25 protein-coding genes are annotated in these 22,222 nt (G+C 68.9%); 9 read left to right on the top strand and 16 right to left on the bottom strand.

The annotated features are described in order from the left end of the window. Positions 1 to 4: 4 nt before the first annotated feature. Genes DEU36_RS09800 through DEU36_RS09785 form a run of 4 tightly spaced genes read left to right on the top strand, consistent with a single transcriptional unit; the run spans position 5 to position 3,484 of the window. The gene (locus DEU36_RS09800) at positions 5 to 853 is read left to right on the top strand and encodes a UbiA family prenyltransferase (protein WP_120263976.1); all 849 of its coding nucleotides are present in this window, start codon (positions 5 to 7) and stop codon (positions 851 to 853) included. Beyond that, entirely contained in the window at positions 850 to 2,262 is a 1,413-nt protein-coding gene (locus DEU36_RS09795; protein WP_120263975.1) for an NAD(P)/FAD-dependent oxidoreductase, read from the top strand. The genes DEU36_RS09800 and DEU36_RS09795 overlap by 4 nt, the downstream gene beginning before the upstream one ends. A 35-nt stretch (positions 2,263 to 2,297) precedes the next feature. Next, a complete protein-coding gene (locus DEU36_RS09790) occupies positions 2,298 to 2,633 on the top strand; it encodes a hypothetical protein (RefSeq protein ID WP_120263974.1) in 336 nt (111 codons plus the stop codon). A 44-nt stretch (positions 2,634 to 2,677) separates the two neighbouring features. Further along, positions 2,678 to 3,484, top strand: a complete 807-nt coding sequence (locus tag DEU36_RS09785; protein ID WP_120264481.1) for a type II CAAX prenyl endopeptidase Rce1 family protein — start codon at positions 2,678 to 2,680, stop codon at positions 3,482 to 3,484. 1 nt (position 3,485) lies between these two features. Here DEU36_RS09785 and DEU36_RS09780 read toward each other — a convergent pair whose 3' ends face one another. From DEU36_RS09780 to dnaB, 6 genes are all read right to left on the bottom strand, one after another. Further along, positions 3,486 to 3,680: a hypothetical protein gene (locus tag DEU36_RS09780; RefSeq protein WP_120263973.1), complete on the bottom strand. Its 195-nt coding sequence runs from the start codon at positions 3,678 to 3,680 to the stop codon at positions 3,486 to 3,488. 55 nt (positions 3,681 to 3,735) lie between these two features. Beyond that, complete coding sequence (locus DEU36_RS09775; RefSeq protein ID WP_120263972.1) at positions 3,736 to 5,070, bottom strand: APC family permease; 1,335 nt, start codon at positions 5,068 to 5,070, stop codon at positions 3,736 to 3,738. A gap of 182 nt (positions 5,071 to 5,252) precedes the next feature. Then, positions 5,253 to 6,281 carry an AbaSI family restriction endonuclease gene (locus DEU36_RS09770; protein ID WP_120263971.1) on the bottom strand — a complete coding sequence of 343 codons (1,029 nt, stop codon included), beginning with the start codon at positions 6,279 to 6,281 and terminating at the stop codon, positions 5,253 to 5,255. Between the two features lie 32 nt (positions 6,282 to 6,313). Further along, positions 6,314 to 7,216 (bottom strand): ATP-grasp fold amidoligase family protein, encoded by a 903-nt coding sequence (locus DEU36_RS09765; protein WP_259455298.1) that lies wholly within the window; start codon positions 7,214 to 7,216, stop codon positions 6,314 to 6,316. After that, positions 7,213 to 7,560, bottom strand: coding sequence for a hypothetical protein (locus DEU36_RS09760; protein WP_120263969.1), 348 nt, complete (start codon positions 7,558 to 7,560; stop codon positions 7,213 to 7,215). Before DEU36_RS09760 ends, DEU36_RS09765 begins: the two co-directional genes overlap by 4 nt. 73 nt (positions 7,561 to 7,633) lie before the next feature. After that, on the bottom strand, positions 7,634 to 9,004 hold the full coding sequence (dnaB, locus tag DEU36_RS09755) for a replicative DNA helicase (RefSeq protein ID WP_036304736.1): 1,371 nt from the start codon (positions 9,002 to 9,004) through the stop codon (positions 7,634 to 7,636). 462 nt (positions 9,005 to 9,466) lie between these two features. On the opposite strand from dnaB, the gene DEU36_RS09750 reads away from it, so the two are divergent. Further along, positions 9,467 to 10,585 (top strand): hypothetical protein, encoded by a 1,119-nt coding sequence (locus tag DEU36_RS09750; protein WP_120263968.1) that lies wholly within the window; start codon positions 9,467 to 9,469, stop codon positions 10,583 to 10,585. 80 nt (positions 10,586 to 10,665) lie between these two features. Next, positions 10,666 to 12,294 carry a chaplin family protein gene (locus DEU36_RS09745; RefSeq protein WP_120263967.1) on the top strand — a complete coding sequence of 543 codons (1,629 nt, stop codon included), beginning with the start codon at positions 10,666 to 10,668 and terminating at the stop codon, positions 12,292 to 12,294. Between the two features lie 396 nt (positions 12,295 to 12,690). On the opposite strand, the gene rplI is transcribed toward DEU36_RS09745, so the two are convergent. Genes rplI through rpsF form a run of 4 tightly spaced genes read right to left on the bottom strand, consistent with a single transcriptional unit; the run spans position 12,691 to position 14,364 of the window. Then, positions 12,691 to 13,143, bottom strand: a complete 453-nt coding sequence (rplI, locus tag DEU36_RS09740; RefSeq protein ID WP_120263966.1) for a 50S ribosomal protein L9 — start codon at positions 13,141 to 13,143, stop codon at positions 12,691 to 12,693. An 11-nt stretch (positions 13,144 to 13,154) separates the two neighbouring features. Then, positions 13,155 to 13,409, bottom strand: a complete 255-nt coding sequence (rpsR, locus tag DEU36_RS09735) for a 30S ribosomal protein S18 (protein WP_023953545.1) — start codon at positions 13,407 to 13,409, stop codon at positions 13,155 to 13,157. A 59-nt stretch (positions 13,410 to 13,468) separates the two neighbouring features. Next, the gene (locus DEU36_RS09730) at positions 13,469 to 14,002 is read right to left on the bottom strand and encodes a single-stranded DNA-binding protein (protein WP_120263965.1); all 534 of its coding nucleotides are present in this window, start codon (positions 14,000 to 14,002) and stop codon (positions 13,469 to 13,471) included. Between the two features lie 5 nt (positions 14,003 to 14,007). Further along, on the bottom strand, positions 14,008 to 14,364 hold the full coding sequence (gene rpsF, locus DEU36_RS09725) for a 30S ribosomal protein S6 (RefSeq protein ID WP_036305492.1): 357 nt from the start codon (positions 14,362 to 14,364) through the stop codon (positions 14,008 to 14,010). Between the two features lie 175 nt (positions 14,365 to 14,539). On the opposite strand from rpsF, the gene DEU36_RS09720 reads away from it, so the two are divergent. The 3 genes from DEU36_RS09720 to DEU36_RS09710 all read left to right on the top strand — a co-directional run bounded on the left by DEU36_RS09720 (position 14,540) and on the right by DEU36_RS09710 (position 17,388). Then, the gene (locus DEU36_RS09720; RefSeq protein WP_120263964.1) at positions 14,540 to 15,526 is read left to right on the top strand and encodes a hypothetical protein; all 987 of its coding nucleotides are present in this window, start codon (positions 14,540 to 14,542) and stop codon (positions 15,524 to 15,526) included. Next, positions 15,523 to 16,746 carry a hypothetical protein gene (locus tag DEU36_RS09715; RefSeq protein ID WP_120263963.1) on the top strand — a complete coding sequence of 408 codons (1,224 nt, stop codon included), beginning with the start codon at positions 15,523 to 15,525 and terminating at the stop codon, positions 16,744 to 16,746. The genes DEU36_RS09720 and DEU36_RS09715 overlap by 4 nt, the downstream gene beginning before the upstream one ends. A gap of 243 nt (positions 16,747 to 16,989) precedes the next feature. Beyond that, positions 16,990 to 17,388, top strand: coding sequence for a VOC family protein (locus tag DEU36_RS09710; protein ID WP_120263962.1), 399 nt, complete (start codon positions 16,990 to 16,992; stop codon positions 17,386 to 17,388). A gap of 27 nt (positions 17,389 to 17,415) precedes the next feature. Here DEU36_RS09710 and DEU36_RS09705 read toward each other — a convergent pair whose 3' ends face one another. The 6 genes from DEU36_RS09705 to DEU36_RS09680 form a co-directional block, all read right to left on the bottom strand. Beyond that, the gene (locus tag DEU36_RS09705; protein WP_120263961.1) at positions 17,416 to 18,090 is read right to left on the bottom strand and encodes a helix-turn-helix domain-containing protein; all 675 of its coding nucleotides are present in this window, start codon (positions 18,088 to 18,090) and stop codon (positions 17,416 to 17,418) included. Positions 18,091 to 18,198: 108 nt separating this feature from the next. After that, positions 18,199 to 18,918, bottom strand: a complete 720-nt coding sequence (locus DEU36_RS09700; protein ID WP_120263960.1) for an SDR family oxidoreductase — start codon at positions 18,916 to 18,918, stop codon at positions 18,199 to 18,201. Further along, positions 18,915 to 19,709, bottom strand: coding sequence for an SDR family NAD(P)-dependent oxidoreductase (locus DEU36_RS09695; RefSeq protein ID WP_120263959.1), 795 nt, complete (start codon positions 19,707 to 19,709; stop codon positions 18,915 to 18,917). The genes DEU36_RS09700 and DEU36_RS09695 overlap by 4 nt, the downstream gene beginning before the upstream one ends. Positions 19,710 to 19,736: 27 nt before the next feature. Then, complete coding sequence (locus DEU36_RS09690) at positions 19,737 to 20,360, bottom strand: hypothetical protein (protein ID WP_120263958.1); 624 nt, start codon at positions 20,358 to 20,360, stop codon at positions 19,737 to 19,739. Continuing rightward, positions 20,357 to 21,280, bottom strand: coding sequence for a carbohydrate ABC transporter permease (locus DEU36_RS09685; protein WP_120263957.1), 924 nt, complete (start codon positions 21,278 to 21,280; stop codon positions 20,357 to 20,359). Before DEU36_RS09685 ends, DEU36_RS09690 begins: the two co-directional genes overlap by 4 nt. Beyond that, on the bottom strand, positions 21,277 to 22,218 hold the full coding sequence (locus DEU36_RS09680) for a carbohydrate ABC transporter permease (RefSeq protein ID WP_120263956.1): 942 nt from the start codon (positions 22,216 to 22,218) through the stop codon (positions 21,277 to 21,279). Before DEU36_RS09680 ends, DEU36_RS09685 begins: the two co-directional genes overlap by 4 nt. Positions 22,219 to 22,222 lie beyond the last annotated feature (4 nt).

Raw genomic sequence — 22,222 nt, 5'->3', positions numbered from 1 at the left:
TCGGATGACGCCGATCGCGCGCCTCGTCCACATCTCGCGGCCCGTCCTGTGGATCAACACGATCGGCACCGGCGCGCTCGGCATGTGGCTGACCGGCCAGCTGATCGACCTCGCCGCCATCCCCCTCCTGATCTGGCTCACACTGCCGTTCAACCTGCTGATCTACGGCGTGAACGACATCTTCGACCAGGACACCGACGCGCTGAACCCGCGAAAGGGCTCGATCGAGGGCGCGCGTATCGATCCGCGCGAGGTGAAGCTCATCGCGTGGGCGGTGGCGATCACCAACATCCCGTTCCTCGTCTACTTCGTCATCGCGCTGCCGGTAGCCGCCGTCGGGCTGATCCTGCTGTACGCGGGTGTCTTCGTCTTCTACTCCGCCCCGCCGTTGCGATTCAAGGCGCGACCCTTCCTCGACTCGCTGAGCAACGCCGCCTACGGCCTGCCGTTGCTGATCCTGCCGGTCGCCCTCGAGGCACCGCCGGTCTGGCCGGCCGTCGTGGGGCTGCTCGCCTGGAGCGTCGCGAAGCACGCCTACGACGCCGTGCAAGACATCGAGGAAGACCGTGAGGCGGGCATCACCACCACCGCTGTCCTGCTCGGTCCGCGCGGCACGGCCCTGTGGAGCGGCGCGTGGTGGCTGGTCTCGACGGTGCTGTTCGCGCTCGTCAGCCTGCCCGTCGCCCTGGTCAACCTCGCTCTCGCGGGAACACTCGTCGTGTGGATGCTGGTGCGTCCGACGCCTGCCACCGGCCGCACGCTGTATCCCCTGTCCATCGCGTTCCCGTACATCGCGGGATCGGTCGCCAGCGGGCTGCTGCTCGCCGCCATCTTCCTCGGGATCTATCCATGAGTCGTATCGTCGTCGTCGGCGCAGGCCTCGGCGGGCTCGCGGCATCCGCCCTTCTCGCCCACGCCGGCCATCGGGTGACCCTGCTCGAAGCGGCCGAGACGGTCGGCGGCAAGAGTCGGCGCATCGAGCTCGACGGCGAGCGCATCGACACCGGTCCGTCGCTCGTGACCTTCCCCTCCGTCTGGGACGAGCTGCTGCGCCGCCTGGACGCGGGGTCGCGAACGGGCGCGGATGTCGCGGGCCTCGACCTCGTCCGTCTCGATGAGGTCGGCCGCTACTACTACCGCGGCGAAGAGGTCTCGCTGCCCGTGCCGGAGGGGCATCCCTGGCACCCCGCGTGGAAGCGGTTCAGCGACGAGCATGCGCCCCTCGCGGGCGACGTGGCCGCGCTGCTCGTCGCCGACCCGCTCGATCGCTCGTCGCTGCCTGCACTGCGGCGGCTGCTCGCCGTGTACGGCCGGCGCCTCAGCACCCGCGCCTACCTCGACAGCCTCACCTGGATGCCCGAGGGGCTGCGCGAGATCATCGCGATCCACACCCTCAACGCCGGCGTCTCTCCCGACCGCACTCCCGCGCTGTACGCGAGCATGCCCGCCGTCATGGCCGCCGATGGGGTGTGGGTGCCGCGCGGCGGCGTGTTCGAGATCGTCATCGCGTTGCAGCGACTGGCGGATGCCGCGGGCGTCGAGATCCGCACCAGTGAGCGCGTCACGCGCATCGAGCGCGGGCGGGTCACGACCGAGCGCGGCGTGCACGAGGCGGATGTCGTCGTGAGCGGTCTCGACGCCTCGCGGCTCGACGTGCTGCTCGGCCGTCGTCGGCTCGCTCCCGGTTCGCCGTCGCTGTCGTGCTCGGCCGTCGCGATCTACGGCGTGCTCGAGAGGCCCCTGCCCGAGCGGATCTCCGCGCACAGCGTCATCCTGCCTACGAAGCCCGATGCCCTGCACCGCAGTCTCGCCGCTGGCGACGAGCCCGCCGACACGATGGCATTCGTCAACCATTACCGCGCCGGCGAGATCTACCCGAACGACCGCAGCACGCTCGCCGTCCTGCTGACGAGCCCCGCCGACGGACAGGGCTACTCGCTCGATCACCCGTTCGTGACGCGGGAGATCGAACGCATCTCACGCGTCATGGGCCTCGACGAGCCGCTCACCGACGGGATGACCGAGACGACCGTCCTCGACCCGCGCTACTTCGGCACATTCGGCGAACCGCACGGCGCCCTCTACGGGGCGTCGCGACCGCTGTGGATGAGCGGTCCGCTGCACCAGCCCGCGCAGCACGACCTCCGCGCGCCCTGGCTCTGGCGTGTCGGCGCGTCGGTGCATCCGGGCGGCGGGATCCCCGCCGTTCTCGGCGGCGCGATGATCGTCGCCTCGAAGCTGCTGAAGCGGCATCCGGCCTGAGCAGGCGAACGCACCCGTTGCGTCAGGATGGGGTCGTGCGTATCGCGGCAAGCATCGTCCTCACCCTGGCTGCGACCGTGGCGGGCCTTTCGGGACTTCTCATGCTCGGCCTGGCGGGCCTCTACTGGGAAGGCGGCTTCGTCCTTCGAGAGTTCTCCGACTCCGACGATCTCGAACGAACGGTAGGCGTCGCGATGGGGATCGCGGGCCTGGCGGGATGGGCCGGTCTCTCGGCTACCGCCGCATTCGTCGGCCTTCGCGGTCGATATCCGTCTCGCGCGGGGTCGGTGGCTGTGTGCGCTTCCCTTGCGTTCAACGCGGCTGTCCTGCTGGGAGCGATGGTGTTCGTCCTGACGTCGAACCACCCGTGATCCGCTCGGCAGTGCGCGCAGCCGCGGGGCTCTACGGTGGTGGCATGAGGGATGTCCGGATTGCGCGGCAATTCGTCGCGCTCACCTTCGTCATCGCCTACGGATTCGCGGGTGCGCTGATCGTGGCCGCGACGTTCGGGTACCGGGTGAACAACGTCGTCACGACATTGCCGGAGTTCGCCGCGAACGTGCCTTTCGCCCTCTACATCCTTTCGCCGGCGATCGCGTCGTACATCGTGTTGCGTCGCAACGGACGGGTATCCCACCTCGGGGAATGGTTGCGATGGGTGTTCGCCGCGCGTGGACCGCTGCGAGGGTACGTCCTCATCGCGCTCACGCTGACCGTGTACTTCATCCTGCACGTCGCCGTGTCGGGACCGTCAGCGACCGCCGTGCCCTGGTACATGTTCTTCCTGTCCATCCCCGGCAACCTCATCATCGGAGGCATGGAGGAGTCGGGCTGGATGACGTCGCTCCAGCCCGCGGTCGACCACCGATGGGGATACCTGCTTTCCTCCTTCATCGTCGGCCTCATCTGGCTCGCTTGGCACGTGCCGCTCTTCTTCATCCCCGGCACGAATCATCAATCGGGAGCCATCGACTTCGCGATGTTCGCGCTGCAGATCATGGCGTTCCGCTTCTTCTATGGCGCCGTTCTCCGGGTATCGAGCGCGAATGCGGTTTTTCTGTGCATCGTCGCGCACACCGCATTCAACGCGATGAGTTTCACCGTCGGAGTTCCGCCGGCGACCTGGCCGGGCACCCTCGTCGCGAATGCCGCCGTCGTGGCCATCGCGCTGGCATCGGTCGCCCTGTTCGGCCGGAAAGCCGAGGACACAGTTCGAACCTGATTCAGTCCGCGGCGCTCGTACCGCTGCGCTTCTCGCCGCGATGCTCGACTGCACTGATCAGGAACGGGATGGCGACGGCAGCCGAGGTGATGAGCAGCCCTCCGGTGAACACGAGGCCGGGGAACTCGGCGACGTTGAAGGCGGCACCCATCAGGTAGATGCCCCCGAGGAACAGAACCAGGAACAGCACGATCACGCTGACGTCCTCCTTCTCGTGGAGATCATGAGCCTACTAAAGATATGCCCACGAATCATCTTGGCGATGTCTTCTCCTGCTCGCCACGACCCCGCGCCCAGCGCGCCACGAAGAACAGCACGATGCCGCCGGCGATGAGGATGGCGCCGAAGATCCACACCCGCAGCGTCTGCTGGCTGAGCAGCAGCAGGCACGACGCGATGCCCAACACGGGAACGAACGTCCATACGCGGAAGTGATCATGCTCGACGCGGTCACGGCGCAGAACGAGCACGGAGATGTTCGCGCTCAGGAAGACGAAGAGCAGCAGCAGGACGACCGTCTCGGCCAACAGCGCGAGGTCGCCGACGAGCGTCAGCAGCATCGCGACGAGCGTCGTGGCGAGGATCGCCACCCATGGCGTCTGCCTCCCGGGCAGCACCCGCGACAGAGCGCGCGGCAGCAGCCCCTGCTCAGCCATGCCGTACGTGAGACGGCTCGCCATGATCATCGTGAGCAGGGCGCCGTTGGCGACGGCGATCAGCGCGATGAGGCTGAACAGCCATGACGGGATGGCGACGCCGCTCGCCTCGACGACGGCGAGGAGGGGACCGCTCGAACTCGACAGCTCTTCGGGCGGCAACGCGATGCTGCTCGCGAGACCGACCAGCACGTAGACGAGCCCCGCCGCGCCGAGGGCCGCGAACAGCGCGCGGGGGTACATTCTCGACGGTTCCTTGACCTCCTCGATCATGTTCGCCGACGTCTCGAAGCCCACGAAGGAGTAGTACGCGATGATCGCTCCGGCGAGGACCGCCGTCGCGACTCCGGTGCCATCGGGCACCTGGGTCACGCGCGAGACGTCCCCGCCGCCCCCGGCGAGGAGGACACCGACCACGACGACGACGATCACCAGCCCCGACACCTCGATGGCCGTCATGACGAAGTTCGCGCCCATCGACTCCCGGATGCCGCGGGCATTGAGCGCCGCGAGCACGGCGAGGAACACGATGGCGACCGGCACCACGGGAACCTCGACGAACATCTGCAGATACTGACCGGCGAAGGCGATCGACAGCCCCGCCGCGCTCACGACGCCCGCGGCCAGCATGCAGAAGCCGACGAGGAACGACACGAGCTTGTTCTTGAACGCCCGCTCGGCGAAGACGGCGGCGCCGCCGGCGCGCGGGTACTTCGTCACCAGCTCGGCGTACGACCCGGCCGTGAGCAGCGCGAGCACGAGGGCTGCGAGCAGCGGTGCCCACAGCATCCCGCCGACGCGCTCCGACAGCACCCCCATGAGCGCGTACACACCCGCCCCCAGAACGTCACCGAGGATGAAGGCGAACAGCAGCGGTCCGCCGATTCCCCGCCGAAGGCGGGTGGGCGCGGGGATGTCGGTCTTGCTCATTCCGCGAACGCTAGGTCGCGGCACCGCGAAACCCGTAGCGGCTTGACAAGCGTCTGCGATCCGGCGGCGCGAGCGGAATACTCGGGGCGTGACGAACGAGCATCACGCCCCCGATCGTGTCAGCGACGAGGCGATCGCCGATCTGCGCGAACGCCCGAGCCGTCGGCGGCTGCAGCGGCCCCTCATCTTCCGATGAGGGGGAAGCGGGTCTCGGATCGGCGGTAGACGCGCACGGCGCCGTCCACGGAGTGGGGCCGGAAGAGTCCGACGAAGCGGTAGCCGCTGCGCCCGGTGACGGGGTCTTTGACCTTGAGGAAGGTGATCCGCGGATGATCCGCCGCAGCGCGGCCGGCTTTCGCCCTCTCCGCGTCACTTCGCCGGTCATGCTCCCGCAACTCCTGTCCGTCGGGAGAGATGGTGTTGCCCCATGCGGCTCGGGCTCCGGAAACACGCACCTCTGAGGGGCACCACAGCTTGACATCGGACAGATCGTTCGACGACCGCCGCGTCGCCGCGAGCGATCGCGGAGTGAAGTAGCCGCGGGTGCGGGTGAGGCCGGAAGAGTAGCCGGCGCCGAGCAGAACGTTGCAGATCTCGCCGATGGTCGAGAACACCACGGCATCCTCCACCGCGAACTCCGTGCGCTCGCGGTAGAAGAGCTCCGGCTCATCGCGGGCGTCCAGCTCGTTCCAGCTCACGAAGCCGCTTCGCGAGCGCGCCTCTCGCGAAGCGGCTTCGATCTCTGCCACCTGCGCGTCGATGGCCTTCTCGAACGCCTCGAGGCTGAGCGTGTGGGCGGGTGCGGATACGGCCGGACCCTTTCCGGCCGCCTTCGGCGCCTCCGGAACCGGAACGCGGAGAATTCGGCAGCCGGCGTCGGCGGAGATGGCCGTGATGGTGGCGAAGACATCGGGGTCTTCCACAGGATCCAACGTCGCACGCACGCTGCTCTCGCGCAGGGTGTCGTCCGCCTTCTGACGGAGATGATGCAGCTCATCGCATTCCACGGCGATGTTGAGTTGGGGAAAGAAGAGGTCGAGGTAGAAGAGCCCTCCGTCGCTCGCGCGGACCGTCTGCTGCGACACCGGCTTGATGTGCGCGCGGGTCTCGGCCGAGAGCCGGTTCCACACGGCGCCGAGCACGTAGTTCTCGTAGTCTTTGCGCTTGGTGCGCGACAACGTCCGCGCGAGATACAGCAGACGATCGGTCATGGTCGAGAGCGTATCGGCGTCGCGGGCACCGCTCAGCGGTAGCGCCGCGGCACGGTCCAGGGTCGTCCGAACTCGGCGTTGTACGACTCCGGCTCGAACGGGCTGTCGCCGCCGGCCGGGAAGCTCGTGAGTTCGCCGAACACGACGCGACCGGCGACGTCGTACAGATCGACGCGCACGAAGTCCGTGCCCTCGCCGAGGCGCTCGGCGATGTCGATCATCTCGTCGAGATGCGCGGGTCGCGAGCGCTCGGGATCAGCCCAGGGCGGGCCGCCGCTCATCGGGATGCGGGTCCAATCGGGTCGGAAGAAGTCCTGCGTGCGCGCGCCGAAGCGTCCGCCGTCGACCTGGATGAAGTGGCATCGTCCGTGGAAGACGAAGAGCTTGTAGTCGTCCGGGACGCCGCCATCGCCACCGACCAAGAACTCTTCGACGATGACGCGGCGCGGCACCTGCCCGTAGACCCACTCGCGGTTCGGCCCCTGGCCGTAGAGCTTCTCGAGCCAGCCCGCGGCGATCGCAGCGATCTCGTGCGGGTTCGCCTGTTCCGGCCGCACGTGCCGGTAGACCCACCCCCAGCGCGCCTCGGGGAGGCGGGCGTCGGCCGGCGCGGTCGGCGAGACGACGAGTGCGGCACCGCTGCCGTGCGTCGGCTTCACGACGTACGACTCGGGCCAATCGAGGTTCAGCAGTCGCTGCGGGCCGTCGACGATCGCGTACACCCGGGGCAGGTACTGCTCGCCGACGAGCGAAGCGACATGATCACGGACGGCAGCCTTGTCGGCGAAAGTGACGATGAGGCTACGGCGGTCGCGCAGCATCTTGTAGCGCACCTTCTCGCGGAACGTCGTCGGGTTGCGGGTGCGCCACAGGCGCAGCATCCGTACCAGCCGACTGCGCTCGCGCCAGCGGACGTGAGGCGTTCGGACGGTCACGACTCGTCGAGGTCGTCTTCCTCGTGACCGAGCGATTTCGCCTCGAGGAACGAACAGAGCTCGGCTGCGACAGTGAACTCGGCGGCCAGCGCGTGCATCTGGAAGCTGCTCAGGATCGTGAAGTCGGGTTGCGGCTCGATGGTGATCCGCCAGCGCGCGTCACCGATCTCGATGGGTTCCATGAACACCGACACGGACGAGTTCGCGAGCGGCACGACGACGAGCCCGGTATCGGATCCCTCGGAACCGTCCTGAACGAGGACACGGATCAGTTCACCGGCTCCGCGCTGATCGTGGAACTCGTCGAGCCAACGCTCGAGCGTCTCTTTACTGCGGAACGGCATCAGACTCCCAACGGGCCGCGGCGGGATGCGCGCGATTCCGCGCATTGGACTATAACGGTCGTCGGCTGACCGTTCAGTCCATCCCGACCGCCATGTCCGTGAAGCGCGAGAAGTGGCCCTGGAACGCCACAGTCACCGTGTCGGTCGGACCGTTACGGTGCTTCGCGACGATCAGGTCGGCCTCACCGGCGCGAGGGCTGTCCTTCTCGTACGCTGCTTCACGGTGCAGCAGGATGACGATGTCGGCGTCCTGCTCGATCGAGCCCGACTCACGCAGGTCGCTGATCGCGGGTTTCTTATCGGCACGCTGCTCGGCACCACGGTTCAGCTGCGACAGTGCGATGACGGGAACCTGCAGCTCCTTCGCGAGCAGCTTCAGCGCGCGCGAGAACTCCGAGACCTCCTGCTGACGCGACTCGACGCGCTTACCGCTCGTCATCAGCTGCAGATAGTCGATCACGACCATCTTGAGCCCCACGCGCTGCTTGAGCCGGCGGCACTTCGCCCGGATCTCGACGAGCGTCATGTTGGGGCTGTCGTCGATGTAGAGGGGGGCATCGTTGATGCGGCCGCGGGTGGCAGCGACCGTGGTCCAGTCGCGCGAGTCGAGCGTTCCCTTACGCATCGACTGCAGCGGCACGGCACCCTCGGCGCTCATGAGGCGCATCGCGATCTCACTGCGACCCATCTCGAGCGAGAAGAAGATCGTCGGCGAGTTGTTCTTGATCGCCGCCGCACGGGCGAAGTCGAGCGCGAGCGTCGACTTACCCATGGCGGGTCGTGCCGCCACGACGATCATCTGACCGGGATGCAGGCCGTTGGTCAGCTGGTCGAGACCCGAGAAGCCGGTCGGGATGCCGGTCATCTGACCGTCACGGCCACGCGCGGCCTCGATGTCGTCGATGGCCGCGGTGACGGCGACCTCGAGGGGGACGTAGTCTTCGGCCTTCTCGGCACCGGTCACCGAGTAGATCTCGGCCTGCGCATTGTTGACGAGGTCGACCGCGTCGCCCTGACCGTTGTAGCCCATCTGGACGATGCGAGTTCCAGCCTCGACGAGGCGGCGCAGCAGCGCGCGCTCGTTGACGATCGTCGCGTAGTAGCCGGCGTTCGCCGCGGTGGGAACGATCGAGGTGAGGGTGTGGAGGTAGTCGGCGCCGCCGGCCCGCTGCAGTTCGCCGTTCTTGATGAGCTCGTCGGTGACGGCGACGACGTCGGTCGGCTCGCCGTGGGAGTACAGCGAGAGCAGCGCCTCGTAGATGAGTTCGTGCTTGGGCACGTAGAAGTCGGTGCCTCGGAGCGTCTCGATGACGTCGGCGACGGCATCCTTCGACAGCAGCATTCCGCCGAGCGTGCTCTGCTCGGCCAGCATGTCGTGCGGCGGGGTGCGATCGGGTTCGCGCCGTCCGCCGAGCCTGTCGTCAGAGATGTCCGCGATCGACATCCGCACCCCCGCATCCTGGCCTGTGACCGAGCCGGAGTACACGGTATGGAGGGCGTCCGACACCCGCAAACCGACCTGTGGATAACTCTGTGGAGAGGATGCGGGAAACGCCGCGACGGTTGTGAAGAAGTCCTGTGGAAAACGCCCGGGGATACGTGGAAACTTCGTAATTAATAGCCTCTTGATCAGGGTTTTTAGTTTCCCCAGCCTGTGGATGGCGATCCCAGTTGAAGTCTGACTTGAAGGTTGTTCATCTGGGGACTCGCTTGTGTAAAACGACCGCCTTGTCAAGTCGGCCCGAGCGCTCCGGCGAGTCCGCCTCAGCGAAAGCTCATGATGAACTCAGGGAAACCTAGACACGACGGATCGACAGGAGTATGTTTTTGCGCCAAGCAGTACCCGAAGGCACGGGTTGTCCCGTGCCAACGATGACGACGCTCTCGGGGGAGGTGATCGCTCGTCATGGAACAGCACCGCCGCGCTCCGCGCTGGGTGCCGATTCTCGGCACCGGCCTCGGCCTCGCCTTCGCTTGGACGGCGCTCTCTCTCGCGTTCGCGCCCACGACCTACGCCGCCGATGACGAGAGCAGCCCGCTGCAGGGCATCGTGTCAGCCGTCACCGCGCCCGTCGATCGGGCGGTGGACGATATCGTCGCGCCCGTGCTCGACACGGTCGTCCAGCCCGTCGCGCGCGTCGCGGAACCCGTCGTGCAGGCCGTCGCCCCCGTCGTCTCGTCGGCGCCGCCCGTCGTGGCGCCGGTCGTCGAGCCCGTCGTTCGCGATGTGGTCGAGCCCGTCGTGCAGAACGTCGTCGCCCCGGCAGTTCAACCGGTCGCCGACGTCATCGAGCCGGTCGCGAGCACGGTCGCCCCGGTCGTGGAGAAGGTGTCGGATGTCGCTGCGCCCGTCACCGAGGCGGTCGCGCCCGCCGTGGCTCCGGTGGTCGCCTCGCTGTCGCCGCTGACCGAGACCGTCGGCGCCCCACTGGCTCCTGTGCTCGGCATGGTCGAAGGTGCTCTGGCGCCCGTCACGTCGGCACTCACTCCCGTGACCGACGCCCTGATGCCGGTCACCGACGCACTGTCGCCCGCCATCATCCCGATCACGGATGCCGTCCTGCCCGGCGGTCACCAGCCGATGATTCCGCTGATTCCCGGCAACGACCTCGAGCCCGGAGTCGCGACCGGTTCGCCCGTGAACGCGGTCGCCACGGCCGCGGACGGCATCCTCGAGGCTGCGGCGACGCCGACCTCAGGGGGCGATCGGTCGGGCATTCTCGCGACGCTCGTGGCGTCGGCGCACGCGCTCGCGCCCGCATCCGAGGCCGTCGGGGCCGCCATTGGCGCCGCGCCGTCCATCGGCGAGCAGGTACTCGCGCTCGACATCCCGATGTCCGGCGGACTTCCCGTCAACGTTCCCGGCTCGGCTTCCGCCGGCGCGGCGGGTGCCGCAGGCGGTGTCACCGCAGCCCTCTTCGCGTTCGGAGCGACGGCCGTTCTGCTGCCCCGCCTTCGCGGACGCCTCATGGACTCGACGGGCCCGATCTCGCCCGTCTACCCCACTGACGTCTCTCCTGACTGACGAGCGGTCGGCCGCATCAACGCGGCACGACCCCCGGCGCTTCGCGCCATTCATTCGTCAGTCTCAAGGAGAGAACAATCATGAACACCATCGTCTCGCGTGCCGTCTGGGGCACGCTCCTCGCCGGGGGGATCACGATCCTCGGCGCATCGGTCGCCCACGCGGCCGACACCTCGGGAGAGGACGGGCTGCTCTCGGGCACCCAGGGCCTCATCTCCGTCGACGTGCCGATCACGGTCAGCGGGACCTCCCTCGCCGTCCTCGGTGACGCTGACAGCTCGGCCTCGGGGGCGAGCGCACCGCAGTCGGCACCGGCCCCCAGCGGCTCGACGAGCGGCGCGGATGGCGTCGGCTCGGGGTCGCAGGCGCTCATCAGCGTCTCGGTGCCGGTGACGGTCGAGGGCACCTCTGTCTCCGTCATCGGTGACAGCACGTCATCGGCGGACGGCGGCAGCGGGTCGGCCGAACCGGCTCCCGCACCCGCGCAGCCCGCCCCGGCACCGGCTGCCGAAACCGACGGGACAGATGGCGTCGCCTCCGGCACTCAGGTCGTCGCCCCGGTGAACGCGCCGATCGACCTCAGCGGCACCGCCGTCTCGGTCATCGGCGACGCCACCACCGACACCACCACCAGCGGCGCGAGCGGCGGCACCACGGGCACGGGAACCACGGGCACCTCGCCCGAGGCAACCACCGACGGCACCGACGGGATCCTCGGCGGCACCCAGGTACTCGCCCCCATCACCGCACCGATCGACCTCAGCGGCACCGCCGTCTCGGTCATCGGCGACGCCACCACCGACACCACCACCAGCGGTGCGACCGGCGGCAACGGCGGCACCACGGGCACCACGCCCGCGGCGACCACCAACGGCACCGACGGGATCCTCGGCGGCACCCAGGTACTCGCCCCCATCACCGCACCGATCGACCTGACCGGCACCGCCGTCTCCGTCATCGGCGACGCCACCACCGACACCACCACCAGCGGCGCGACCGGCGGCACCACGGGCACCGGAACCACGGGCACCTCGCCCGAGGCAACCACCAACGGCACCGACGGGATCCTCGGCGGCACCCAGGTACTCGCCCCCATCACCGCACCGATCGACCTCAGCGGCACCGCCGTCTCGGTCATCGGCGACGCCACCACCGACACCACCACCAGCGGCAACGGCGGTGCGGGTTCCACGCCGGGCGCATCGACCAGCGGCTCGGACGGCATCCTCGGCGGCACCCAGCTGGTGCTTCCGATCACGGCGCCGATCTCACTGACCGGAACCGCGATCTCGGTGATCGGCGACTCGACGACCGAGGTCGTCACCCCGGCCGGCCCGGGCACCGACCCCGGAACTGACCCGGGCACCGACCCCGGAACTGACCCGGGCACCGACCCGGGAACCGACCCGGGAACCGACCCCGGCACCGAACCGGGAACCGACCCCGGCACCGACCCGGGCACGACGCCCGGCACCGACCCGGGCACGACGCCCGGCACGGATGGCACCGACGGAACCCCGGCGGTCTCGACGACGTCGAGCATGAACGGCACCACCGTGGTCGGCACGTCGGCCTCGGCGGCGTCGGCTCGGCCGCTGGCGCTCGCCAAGACCGGTGGTGAGACCCCGGTGGCACTCGGCCTCGGCGCCCTGGCGCTCACGCTGATGGGGCTCGTCCTCGTCGCGCTGCGCCGTCGCTCCACCGTCTGACACACCGCCAGCTCGGACACAGCGGATGCCGCGGGCCCACAGCCTGCGGCATCCGCTCCGGCCTGCCCTCGGGCGGATGCCGCGCTCACGGCGCCGCGCCGCGATGCAAGGGATCGTCACCGACACGCGGGGCCACGGCATCCCTCACCGGGGTGTCGGACCAGAACCATTGCATCCGCGCGCGCCGGGTCGTCCGGGCCGTTCGGGTCGTCCGGCTCCCGGTGGTGCAGCGGGCCGGGATGCAACGGATCGACACCGACACCCCGGCTCACGCCATCCGTTGACGGGGTGTCGCGTCTGAAACCTTGCACGCGCGCACGCGCGGCGACACCCACCCGGAAACGACGGATGCCGCGAACCCGAAGGTCCGCGGCATCCGTACGGGTGCGCCAGGTATTACTTGGCGGCGACCACCTGCAGGGTGATCACAGCGGTGAGGTCGTCACGCAGGCGAATGGTCGCCTCGTGCTCGCCCACGGCCTTGATCGGCGAGGTGATGTGGATCTTGCGCTTGTCGAGGTCGCCCAGACCAGCAGCCTTGACGGCGTCTGCCACGTCGGCGGGCTTGACCGCACCGAACAGACGACCTTCAGCGCCGGCCTTGACCGCCAGCTTGACCTTGTTCGACTCGAGGTTGTTCTTGAGGGCCACGGCCTCTTCGTGGTCGTGGATCGCGCGGGCTTCGCGGGCGGCGCGGATGGACGCCACCTGCTTCTCGCCACCGCGGGTCCAGGCCACGGCGTAGCCCTGGGGGACGAGGTAGTTACGGGCGTACCCGTTCTTGACCTCGATGACGTCACCGGCGCTTCCGAGCCCGGCGACCTCGTTCGTGAGAATCAGCTTTGCCATGTCGGTGCTCCTTACCGGCCAGCGCCGGCGTAAGGCAGGAGCGCCATTTCGCGCGCGTTCTTGATCGCCTTGGCGATCAGACGCTGCTCCTGCACCGAGACACCGGTGATACGACGGGCGCGGATCTTCCCACGCTCCGAGATGAACTTGCGGAGCGTCGAAACGTCCTTGTAGTCGATGACGCCGACGCGGATCGCCTTCGCGGGGGCCGCGTTCTTCGCGCCCTTCCGCGGCTTGCGGCGGTCGCCGGTTGCCTTTCCAGCCATTGTTTTTCCTTACGAGAGTGATGATCGGATGCCGCTGCACGCAGCACCCGGAATCCGATTCAGAACGGGGTGTCGTCGCCGTAGGAGGCGCCGCTGGTACCCGGTGCGCTCCACGCGTCGGGAGCCGAAGAACCCGGGGTCGCCCACGGCTCCTCCTGCACCTGCTGCTGGGGGCGCGACTGCTGACCGCCGCCGAAGCTTCCGCCGCCGCCACCACCACCAGAGCCGGATGCCGCGCGCGTGACCTGTGCGGTCGCGTAGCGCAGCGAGGGGCCGATCTCGTCGACCTCCAGCTCGATAGCGGTGCGGTTCTGGCCCTCACGGTCCTGGTAGGAGCGCTGACGCAGGCGGCCGGTCGCGACGACCCGCATGCCCTTGGTCAGCGAACCCGCCACGTGCTCGGCGAAGTCGCGCCACACGGACGCGCGGAGGAACAGCGCTTCGCCGTCCTTCCACTCGTTCGCCTGGCGGTCGAAGGTGCGAGGAGTCGAGGCGATCGTGAAGTTCGCCACCGGCAGGCCGTTCTGCGTGTAACGCAGCTCGGGGTCTGCCGTGAGGTTGCCCACGACGGTGATGACGGTCTCGCCGGCCATGAGCCTTAAGCCTTCGCAGCCTTAGCGGGGGCGGCAGCCTTGCGAGCAGCCTTCGCCTCGGAGCGCGCCTTCTCGGCGGCGACCTGTGCGATGGCCTCCTCGGCGCGCAGGACCTTGGTGCGCATGATCGACTCGCTCAGCTTCAGCTGGCGGTCGAGCTCCTGCGTGGTCTCGCTCGTCGCGGTGAAGTTGACGACGGCGTAGATGCCCTCGTTCTTCTTCTGGATCTCGTACGCCAGGCGGCGACGGCCCCAGATGTCGATGTTCTCGATGGTTCCGCCGTCATTCGTGATGACCTTGAGGAACTTGTCAAGGTTGGGAGCAACCTGACGCTCATCGATCTCGGGCTGGAGAATCACCATGAGCTCGTACTGGTACGTGTGCGTCACTGACCCACCTCCTTCGGACTAGAACGGCTCCCGGGCGTTTCCCGGAAGCAGGAGGGTGTGTAGCACGTGCCCGACCGAAGTCGGACAACCACAACAGCTTACCTGATCGCGCGTGATCCCGCGGACCGGTGCCCGATAGCGTGGGTGCATGGAATGGACCGCGGACGTCTCGACCGGCGAGTGGCTGCGCGAACGCATCGACGATCCGTGGCGGGGGACGTTCCACGACGTCGTGCCCCGGGGCTTCGAGGCGTACGCGCGCGTCCTGCATCCGCCATCCGTTCAGTGCCGCACGAACGGCGACCCGCTTCCCCCGTTCGACGAGTGGGTCGAGATGCCGTGGCAGGAGTCGCAGCGGGTCACCGCAGACCTCGTCACCGGTCCCACCACGTGGGCCGAGACCGCCGCCGCGTTCGAGACGACGCTGCATCCGCTGGCGCAGTGGGATTCGATCGTGCGCTCGCCCGAGTTCGGCTCGAACCAGCGCAGCGCGCCGGACGGCCGCTGGTTCGCAGCACCCGGGATGGGTGATCTCGACCCGCACCACCTGGCGGTTCTCGCCCACGAGCTGATCAGGCACACGTCGACACCGGATGACGTGGCCGCAGGCCTCTGGGAGGGCCGCGGCGGCCTGCTCGGCCACCTGGGCCGGCATCCCTCGCGCGCGTTCTTCCAGATGGGCGACCCGGACGATGCCACCCTGGCCCGCCACAACCGCATGCTCGGCTCGTCGTTCTCGGACCGCTTCAACAACGTCTTCCGCAAGCCCACCTGGCAAGAGGGCATCCTGTCGCGGGAGATTTCCGAGGGGCCGCGGCTGAGGCTGCCGGAGCGCTCGTTCGTGCTGTTCCGCGGTGCTGTCGGGGAGTTCGCCGACGACGACTGGGAGCTGCGGATGCCCTGGCGGGACGCCGCCGCTGAGGCGGCGGGTGCAGCACCGATGGCGCAGAGCCCGAGTCTGCTCTGGCCCGCGGACCGCGCCTGGGTGATGGTCTCGGAAGTCGACTTCGACTCGACGATCGTCGGCGGCTCGCGGGAGCTCGTGAACGCGATCTGCCGCTCTCCTCAGCTCGAAGCCCTGCCCCTTCCGGCCGATGCATCCCTGTACTGGGGCGCAGACGAGGTGAATCGATGAGCGTGCCGTTCGATCCCCGGCCCCTGCTCGAGCCGGTCTCTCCGGCTACTGCGCGCGCCTTCCGCAAGCAGCTGGCCGACAGCGGCCGGCTGCCGGGCGGGTCGGGCACCGTCGGCGTGATCATCGCGGTCGTCGTCATCGCCTTCGTCGTGCTCGTGTTCGGCGGGGTACTCTCCGCCATCATCGGCGGCCTGGTGTTCGCGATCGGGACGCAGTCGGGGTCGGGTGCGGTGTTGTCGTTGACGAGCGTCATCCCCCTCGTCATCCTCATCGCGCTCGCGGCGCTCATCCCGTTCTTCATCCGTCGGCAGCGCGCTGCGCAAGCCGCGGTCTGGTACCGACTCGACCGCTTCGCGCGCGCCAACGGCATGAGCTTCGAGCCCCAGCGACCCCAGCCCCGGCTGCCGGGCATGATCTTCTCGCAGGGGTCGGGGCGGATGGCATCCAACCTCGTCCGCGGCGACCAGCCGCATTTCGTCGAGTTCGCGAACTACCGCTACACGACCGGCTCGGGCAAGAACCAGCAGACGCACACCTGGGGATACGTCGCCGTGCACCTGTCGACTCCCCTACCCCACATCGTGCTCGACGCGCTCGGCAACAACGGACTGTTCGGCTCGAACCTGCCCGTCACGTTCGACCGCGATCAGCACCTGAGCCTCGAGGGCGACTTCGACCGCTACTTCCGTCTCTACTGCCCGCGCGGCTACGAGCGCGACGCGCTGTACCTCTTCACGCCCGACATCATGGCGCGGTTCGTCGACAACGCCGCCGCGCTGGATGTCGAGATCGTCGACGACTGGCTCTTCTTCTACGGCAAGCGCGACTTCTCGACCCTCGACCCGGCGACGTGGTCGTGGCTGTTCGGTGCCGTCGCGGCGATGATCGACAAGTTCGCACAGTGGGAGCGGTGGCGCGACGACCGGCTCGGGATGGCGGCGTCCGGCGCGGGCGCACCCGCGGTACCCGGCTCCCCCGGCCCGGTGACGCCCGGTCCAGCGGAGCCGGGCACGGGCCCGGCGGTCGGAACCGTACCCGCGCTGCCGGTCACCCCGCCGCCGGGACTGCTGCGCCCGCCGCCCGGTGTCGCCGCACCGGGCCAGCGCCTGAAGAAGAGCGTTCCGTGGATGGCGGTGGTCGTCGTGCTGGTGATCGTCACAGTCGGAGCGATCGGACCCGTCATCGCGTTCATCGGCGGACTCTTCGCCGCCATGCGCTGACCTGCCGGCGCCGGTCGGGCCTGCGCGGCTGTCACGACGCTCGGGCGGGCTGATCCCGGTGCGGGGGTTCGCGATTGCCCGTGCCGCCAACAGGCTGAACGGCCCTATCCGCCGTCCGATCGCCTCGCGACTCTCATCCAGCCTGCCTACGGCACGCACGAGGGCCGCCACAGGGCCGCGAGGCGCGCGGCGGTGGCCGTTCCGTTCATGACGAGGCGGACGGGCCCGCCCTACGGTGAGGCCATGACACTCACACTCGGATTCATCGGCATCGTCACGAGCGACATGGCGGCGTCACTCGCCTTCTACCGAGCCCTGGGCGTGCCTATCGATGCGGGCCAGGACGATCGGCCCCACGTCGACGCCACGCTCGACGACGGAACGTCCCTGGCATGGGACACCATCGACACCATCCGCTCGTTCGATCCGGCCTACACTCCCGCGTCGGGCGGTCACCGCATCGCGCTCGCCTTCGACAAGGGCACGCCGGCCGAGGTCGACGCGGCGTTCGCGGCGATGGTCGCGTCCGGGTTCACCGGGCACGTGGCGCCGTGGGATGCCGTCTGGGGCCAGCGCTACGCGACGCTGCTCGATCCCGACGGCAACTCGGTCGACCTCTACGCCTCACTCGACGCGAGCTGACGGGCCTCACTCGACGCGAACTGCGACCTACGACGCGAACTGCGCGGGGCTTCGGCCGACCAAGCGCTGGAACTCGCGGGAGAGGTGCGGCTGGTCGGCGAATCCGGCCGCGGCGGCAGCATCCGCGATCGATGAGCCGGACCGCAGCACCCGTTGTGCGCGGCGAGCCCGCTCCAGCCGCACCAGGGCGGCGTAGCCGTAGCCGAACGTCGCAAGCATCCGCCGGCGGAACGTGCGTTCCGATATCTGGAGCGACGCGGCAGCATCCCGGGCCGAGACGGCGTCGTACGCCGAGCGGCGAGCGCCGTGGATCCAGCGTGGGCTCTCGTCGCCGAGCGCAGCGATCCGCGACACGGCATCCTTTCGCCCCGACCGATCCGCCGCTCGCAGCATCGTCTCCCGCAGACGGCGCGCGTGACCGGCCGCGGCGAGGTCGTCGAGCGGAACGAGCTGATCGGCGATCGTGGCGAGGTCGATCCGCAGCACGTGGGCGGCGTGACCGGGCGCGAGCCGGACACCGGTCGACCCGTCCGTGCCGTCGGGCGCGGTCTCGAGCCAGCGTGTCGACGGGCCGGCGACGTCGACCCGCCCGTCGCGGAGGATGAGGTCGACGCATCCGTCCGCGGGGATGACGGCACGCCCGGCGCTGTGGGCCGAGCGCCAGAGAGTCGCCGCGCCCGACAACCGCACCTCGGAGTACATGGGCCCAGTCTCGCGCCTCGAGCCGGTCGATGTCCCACTTGAGCCGGGAATCCGCCCTGGATACCCGGCCGAACGGGGACCTCGGCTCAGCCGCGCGCCCTCGCGCCCTCAGACCGGACTGATCACCAGTTCGTCGATGCGCACGTGCGGGGGCGCATCGACGACGAAGCGCACTGTTCGGCCGATGTCCTCGGGAGTCAGCATCCGCCGGCGCGCTTCGGCATCGGGTACCTCGGGGCGCAGGCTCAGGAAGTCCGTGTCGACGTCGCCCGGGCACAGGTGGCACACCCGGATGCCGGCGGCGGCTTCCTGCGCGTTCAGGGTCTCGCAGACAGCGGCGAGCGCGCGCTTGCTGGCGCTGTACGCGACACCTGCGACGGGCGAGAAGCGCCAGGCCGCGATGGACGACACCACGACGACGCAGGCCGAACCAGAAGACCGCAGGGCGGGTAGGGCTGCATCGATCACCTGGATGACGCCGTGGAGGTTCGTGCCGATGACCTGTTCGACCTCGCCGACCGACTGCGTGGCCCACGTCCGCCGTGGCGAGTTCAGTCCCGCGGCGAGAACGAGTTCGTCGATGCGTCCCCACCGACCGAGAAGTTCGTCGCGAGCCGCCGTTACCGCCCCCGCGTCAGTGGCGTCGAACGGGAGCACGACGGCCTCTCCGCCCGCGTCCGCCACATCGCGCGCGGTCTGCGCCAGCACGTCCGGACGCCGGCCACTGAGCGCGAGACGTCGATCGGGGGCCAGGGCGAGCGCGGCGGCGCGCCCCATCCCGCTGCCGGCGCCGGTGATCCACGCGACGCGCCGTTCGGCGGCGGTCATGCCCGGGCCGCCATCTCGTATGCGCGTTGCGGGAACTGGGTCGCGAACTTGCCGCCGCTCACATCGAGCAGGGTGCCCGTGACGTAGCGCGAGGCATGGCTCGCGAGGAAGCAGACGGCGTCCGCCACCTCGCGCGGGTCGCCCCAGCGACGGAGGGTGAGGGTGTCGAGCAGCCGACTCTGCTCGTCGTGCGATTTGTCGGCGAAGCCGTTCATGTCGGTCGGGATCATCCCCGGGGCATACGCGTTCGCGGTGATCCCCCACGGGCCCAGTTCTCCCGCGAGGGTCCTCGTGAACTGGACGACAGCGGCCTTGGATGCCGCATACGCCGCACCGCCGACGCTGGGGATGACGGCGGCGAACGACGCCGCGTTGACGATCCGGCCCCCGCCCTGCCGCTTCATCGCGGGGATGACCGCCTGGCAGGTGCGGAACGTTCCCGTGACGTTGACGTCGAAGACGCGGTTCCAGGTCTCGGCGTCGGCATCCTCGATGAGACCGTCGCCCAGGATGCCGGCGTTGTTCACGAGGACGTCGATGCGGCCGAACCGGCTCAGCACGGCATCCACGGCCTGCCGCACCGAGGCGGTCGAACGCACGTCGCATGCCGAGGAGGCGCCCTCGAGTCCTGCGGCGCGGCGCGCTTCGTCCGCCCAGGCGACCGCGTCCTCGGTGACGTCCGTCGGGACGACGACGGCGCGCTCGCGCATGAACGTCTCGGCGATGGCGCGGCCGATGCCGCGCCCCGCGCCGGTGACGACGACGACCTTGCCGTCGAGATCCCACTGCATCGTGCTCTCCTCCGATCGCGGCCGCGCCTACGCGGCTCTCCTCGATGATGTCGCAGCGCGGCGGCGCTCCGCAGCGACGAGCGACACGACGATCAGCCCGGGCGCGATCACGATGAGGGGCGGCAGCATCCAGACCACGGTCGCGCTCACCCCGAGGCCCACCAGCACCAGCGATGTTCCGATCGGGTCGTCGACCACGACGCCGCGCCCCTCCCGCCAGAGGTCGATCCACCGCGCGCCCGGCGTCCAGAGCGCCGCGGTTCGCAGCATCGCGACGAACACGACCACCGCCAGCCCGCCGCTGACGACCGCGAACGTCACCCCTCCGGGAAGTGCGCCCAGCGCCGCGCCGACCGCGTTCAGGACGAGGAGCGCGATGACCACGGCGCAGGCCGTGCCGAACCACCACCCCGAACGCACCGCCTGGAGCCCTCGGACGGCGAAGAGCCGGATCGAGTCGGGCTCGTCGTCGAGGTGAGCGCGGAAGTGCCGCACCCCCGCACCGAACGCCGGGGCGAGTGTCACCAGGGGAAGCGAGAGGAGAGCGACCCCGATGCCCACCACGAACATCTCGCCGAACCCCGCGACACCCGAGCCGCCGAAGACCGCGCGGCTCTCGGGCGATCCGCCTCTCTTGTGCGACGAGGTCATCCCTTGATCCCCTCTGTCGCGACGCCCGCCACCAGGTATCGCTGGAAAGCGAGGAAGAAGAGGACCACCGGCACCAACGCGAGGATCGCCATCGCCATCTGCGCGCCGTAGTCGCTCGTCGACGTCTGGTCGACGTAGAGGCGCAGGGCCAGCGGCATCGTGTACATCCCCGGGTCCTTCAAGTAGAGCAGCGGACCGAAGAAGTCGTTCCACGACCAGATGAACGCGAAGATCGAGCTCGTGACGAGGGCGGGGCGCATGAGCGGCAGGATGACGGCCGTGAACGTTCGCGCGTGACCGGCACCGTCGATGCGGGCGGCCTCGTCGAGGTCGCGGGGAAGACCGCGGATGAACTGGATCATGAGGAACACGAAGAAGGCATCGGCCGCGAGGAACTTGCCCAGCAGCAGCGGCCAGTAGGTGTTGATCATGTCGAGCTGGTTGAACACGATGTACTGCGGAATGATCACGACGTGGAACGGCAGGAGCATCGTCGCGATCATGCACAGGAAGAACACCTTGCTGCCGCGGAAGCGAATGCGGGCGAACGCGTACGCCGTGACCGAGCAGGAGAGGACGACTCCGACGACCGAAGCGACGGCGAGCACGAGCGAGTTCACGACGAACGTCCAGAACGAGACCCCGCCGATCCCGGCCAACGCTGTGGCGTAGTTCTCGAGCGAGAAGGTCTCCGGCACGAGACTCACCGATCCGATGATCTCGTTGCCCGGTTTGAACGACGACATCACCATCCAGGCCGCCGGATAGAGGATGACGACGAGCACGGCGATCGCGAGCACGTGGAAGACCACCGCGCTCCCCCGCGTGCGCCAACGCCGCCCTCCCGCGAGATCGCGACCGCGACGCCGCGACGACGGGTCGGTGGTGATGAGCTCCGTCTGGGTGATCGTGTTGGTCATCGTTCGTCCCCCGCATAGTGAACCCACGCCCGGGATGTGCGGAACAGCATGAGCGTGACCAGCCCGACGGCGATCACGAGCACCCAGGCCATCGCCGAGGCGTATCCCATCTGGAAGTCGCGGAAGCCCCGGAGGTAGAGATAGAGCGTGTAGAAGAGCGTCGACCCCGCCGGGCCACCGCTGCCGTTGGAGATGATGTAGGCCGAGTTGAACACCTGGAAGGCGTGAATCGTCTCGAGGAGCAGGTTGAAGAACAGCACCGGCGACAGCATCGGGATCGTGATCGACAGGAAGCGCCGCACCGGGCCCGCGCCGTCGACGGACGCCGCCTCGTACAGCTCCGGGGGTACCTGCTTCAGACCAGCGAGGAAGATCACCATCGGGGCGCCGAACTGCCACACCGTCAGCAGGATGAGCAGCGGGAGCGTGCGCGCCGGATCGCCGACCCATCCGCCCTCCGAAGCCGGCGGTCCCCCGAAGAACGAGCCGATCTGGGCGACGATGCCGTCGTCGATGAACATCGCCTTCCACACGATCGCGATCGAGACGCTCCCGCCGATCAGCGAGGGCAGGTAGAACGCCGACCGGTAGAACCCCTGCCCACGGCGCGGTGCGTTCAGCAGCAGCGCGACCCCGAGCGCCGCAGCGAGCTTCAACGGTGTGCCGACCAGCACATAGATGCCGGTGACTTTCACCGCCTGCAGGAAGTTGGGGTCGGTGAACATACGCGTGTAGTTGTCGATGCCGATGAACTCGGGATCGTTGAACAGGTTGTAGTCCGTGAACGACAGCACCAGCGACGCGATCATCGGGCCGGCGGTGAGGGCGAAGAACCCGATGAGCCATGGGCTCAGGAAGAGATAGCCGGCGCGCGTCTCACGCCGGGCCCGCACGGTCGAGCCCGCACGAACCGGGACGACGGCTGCAGGAGCAGTCATGGGT

This window comes from Microbacterium sp. AG238 (genome assembly GCF_003610405.1).
In the GTDB taxonomy this organism is placed as follows: domain Bacteria; phylum Actinomycetota; class Actinomycetes; order Actinomycetales; family Microbacteriaceae; genus Microbacterium.
Note: the sequence above shows the minus strand (reverse complement) of the source record. Positions and strands in the feature narration are given on the sequence as shown.

Excerpts from the sequence above, each read along its gene's own strand:
- DEU36_RS09800 (WP_120263976.1), top strand. The coding sequence starts at position 5 with ATGACGCCGATCGCGCGCCTCGTCCACATCTCGCGGCCCGTCCTGTGG.
- DEU36_RS09795 (WP_120263975.1), top strand. The coding sequence starts at position 850 with ATGAGTCGTATCGTCGTCGTCGGCGCAGGCCTCGGCGGGCTCGCGGCA.
- DEU36_RS09785 (WP_120264481.1), top strand. The coding sequence starts at position 2,678 with ATGAGGGATGTCCGGATTGCGCGGCAATTCGTCGCGCTCACCTTCGTC.
- DEU36_RS09775 (WP_120263972.1), bottom strand. The coding sequence starts at position 5,070 with ATGAGCAAGACCGACATCCCCGCGCCCACCCGCCTTCGGCGGGGAATC.
- DEU36_RS09770 (WP_120263971.1), bottom strand. The coding sequence starts at position 6,281 with ATGACCGATCGTCTGCTGTATCTCGCGCGGACGTTGTCGCGCACCAAG.
- DEU36_RS09760 (WP_120263969.1), bottom strand. The coding sequence starts at position 7,560 with ATGCCGTTCCGCAGTAAAGAGACGCTCGAGCGTTGGCTCGACGAGTTC.
- dnaB (WP_036304736.1), bottom strand. The coding sequence starts at position 9,004 with ATGTCGATCGCGGACATCTCTGACGACAGGCTCGGCGGACGGCGCGAA.
- DEU36_RS09750 (WP_120263968.1), top strand. The coding sequence starts at position 9,467 with ATGGAACAGCACCGCCGCGCTCCGCGCTGGGTGCCGATTCTCGGCACC.
- DEU36_RS09745 (WP_120263967.1), top strand. The coding sequence starts at position 10,666 with ATGAACACCATCGTCTCGCGTGCCGTCTGGGGCACGCTCCTCGCCGGG.
- rplI (WP_120263966.1), bottom strand. The coding sequence starts at position 13,143 with ATGGCAAAGCTGATTCTCACGAACGAGGTCGCCGGGCTCGGAAGCGCC.
- rpsR (WP_023953545.1), bottom strand. The coding sequence starts at position 13,409 with ATGGCTGGAAAGGCAACCGGCGACCGCCGCAAGCCGCGGAAGGGCGCG.
- DEU36_RS09730 (WP_120263965.1), bottom strand. The coding sequence starts at position 14,002 with ATGGCCGGCGAGACCGTCATCACCGTCGTGGGCAACCTCACGGCAGAC.
- rpsF (WP_036305492.1), bottom strand. The coding sequence starts at position 14,364 with ATGGTGATTCTCCAGCCCGAGATCGATGAGCGTCAGGTTGCTCCCAAC.
- DEU36_RS09720 (WP_120263964.1), top strand. The coding sequence starts at position 14,540 with ATGGAATGGACCGCGGACGTCTCGACCGGCGAGTGGCTGCGCGAACGC.
- DEU36_RS09715 (WP_120263963.1), top strand. The coding sequence starts at position 15,523 with ATGAGCGTGCCGTTCGATCCCCGGCCCCTGCTCGAGCCGGTCTCTCCG.
- DEU36_RS09710 (WP_120263962.1), top strand. The coding sequence starts at position 16,990 with ATGACACTCACACTCGGATTCATCGGCATCGTCACGAGCGACATGGCG.
- DEU36_RS09705 (WP_120263961.1), bottom strand. The coding sequence starts at position 18,090 with ATGTACTCCGAGGTGCGGTTGTCGGGCGCGGCGACTCTCTGGCGCTCG.
- DEU36_RS09700 (WP_120263960.1), bottom strand. The coding sequence starts at position 18,918 with ATGACCGCCGCCGAACGGCGCGTCGCGTGGATCACCGGCGCCGGCAGC.
- DEU36_RS09695 (WP_120263959.1), bottom strand. The coding sequence starts at position 19,709 with ATGCAGTGGGATCTCGACGGCAAGGTCGTCGTCGTCACCGGCGCGGGG.
- DEU36_RS09690 (WP_120263958.1), bottom strand. The coding sequence starts at position 20,360 with ATGACCTCGTCGCACAAGAGAGGCGGATCGCCCGAGAGCCGCGCGGTC.
- DEU36_RS09685 (WP_120263957.1), bottom strand. The coding sequence starts at position 21,280 with ATGACCAACACGATCACCCAGACGGAGCTCATCACCACCGACCCGTCG.
- DEU36_RS09680 (WP_120263956.1), bottom strand. The coding sequence starts at position 22,218 with ATGACTGCTCCTGCAGCCGTCGTCCCGGTTCGTGCGGGCTCGACCGTG.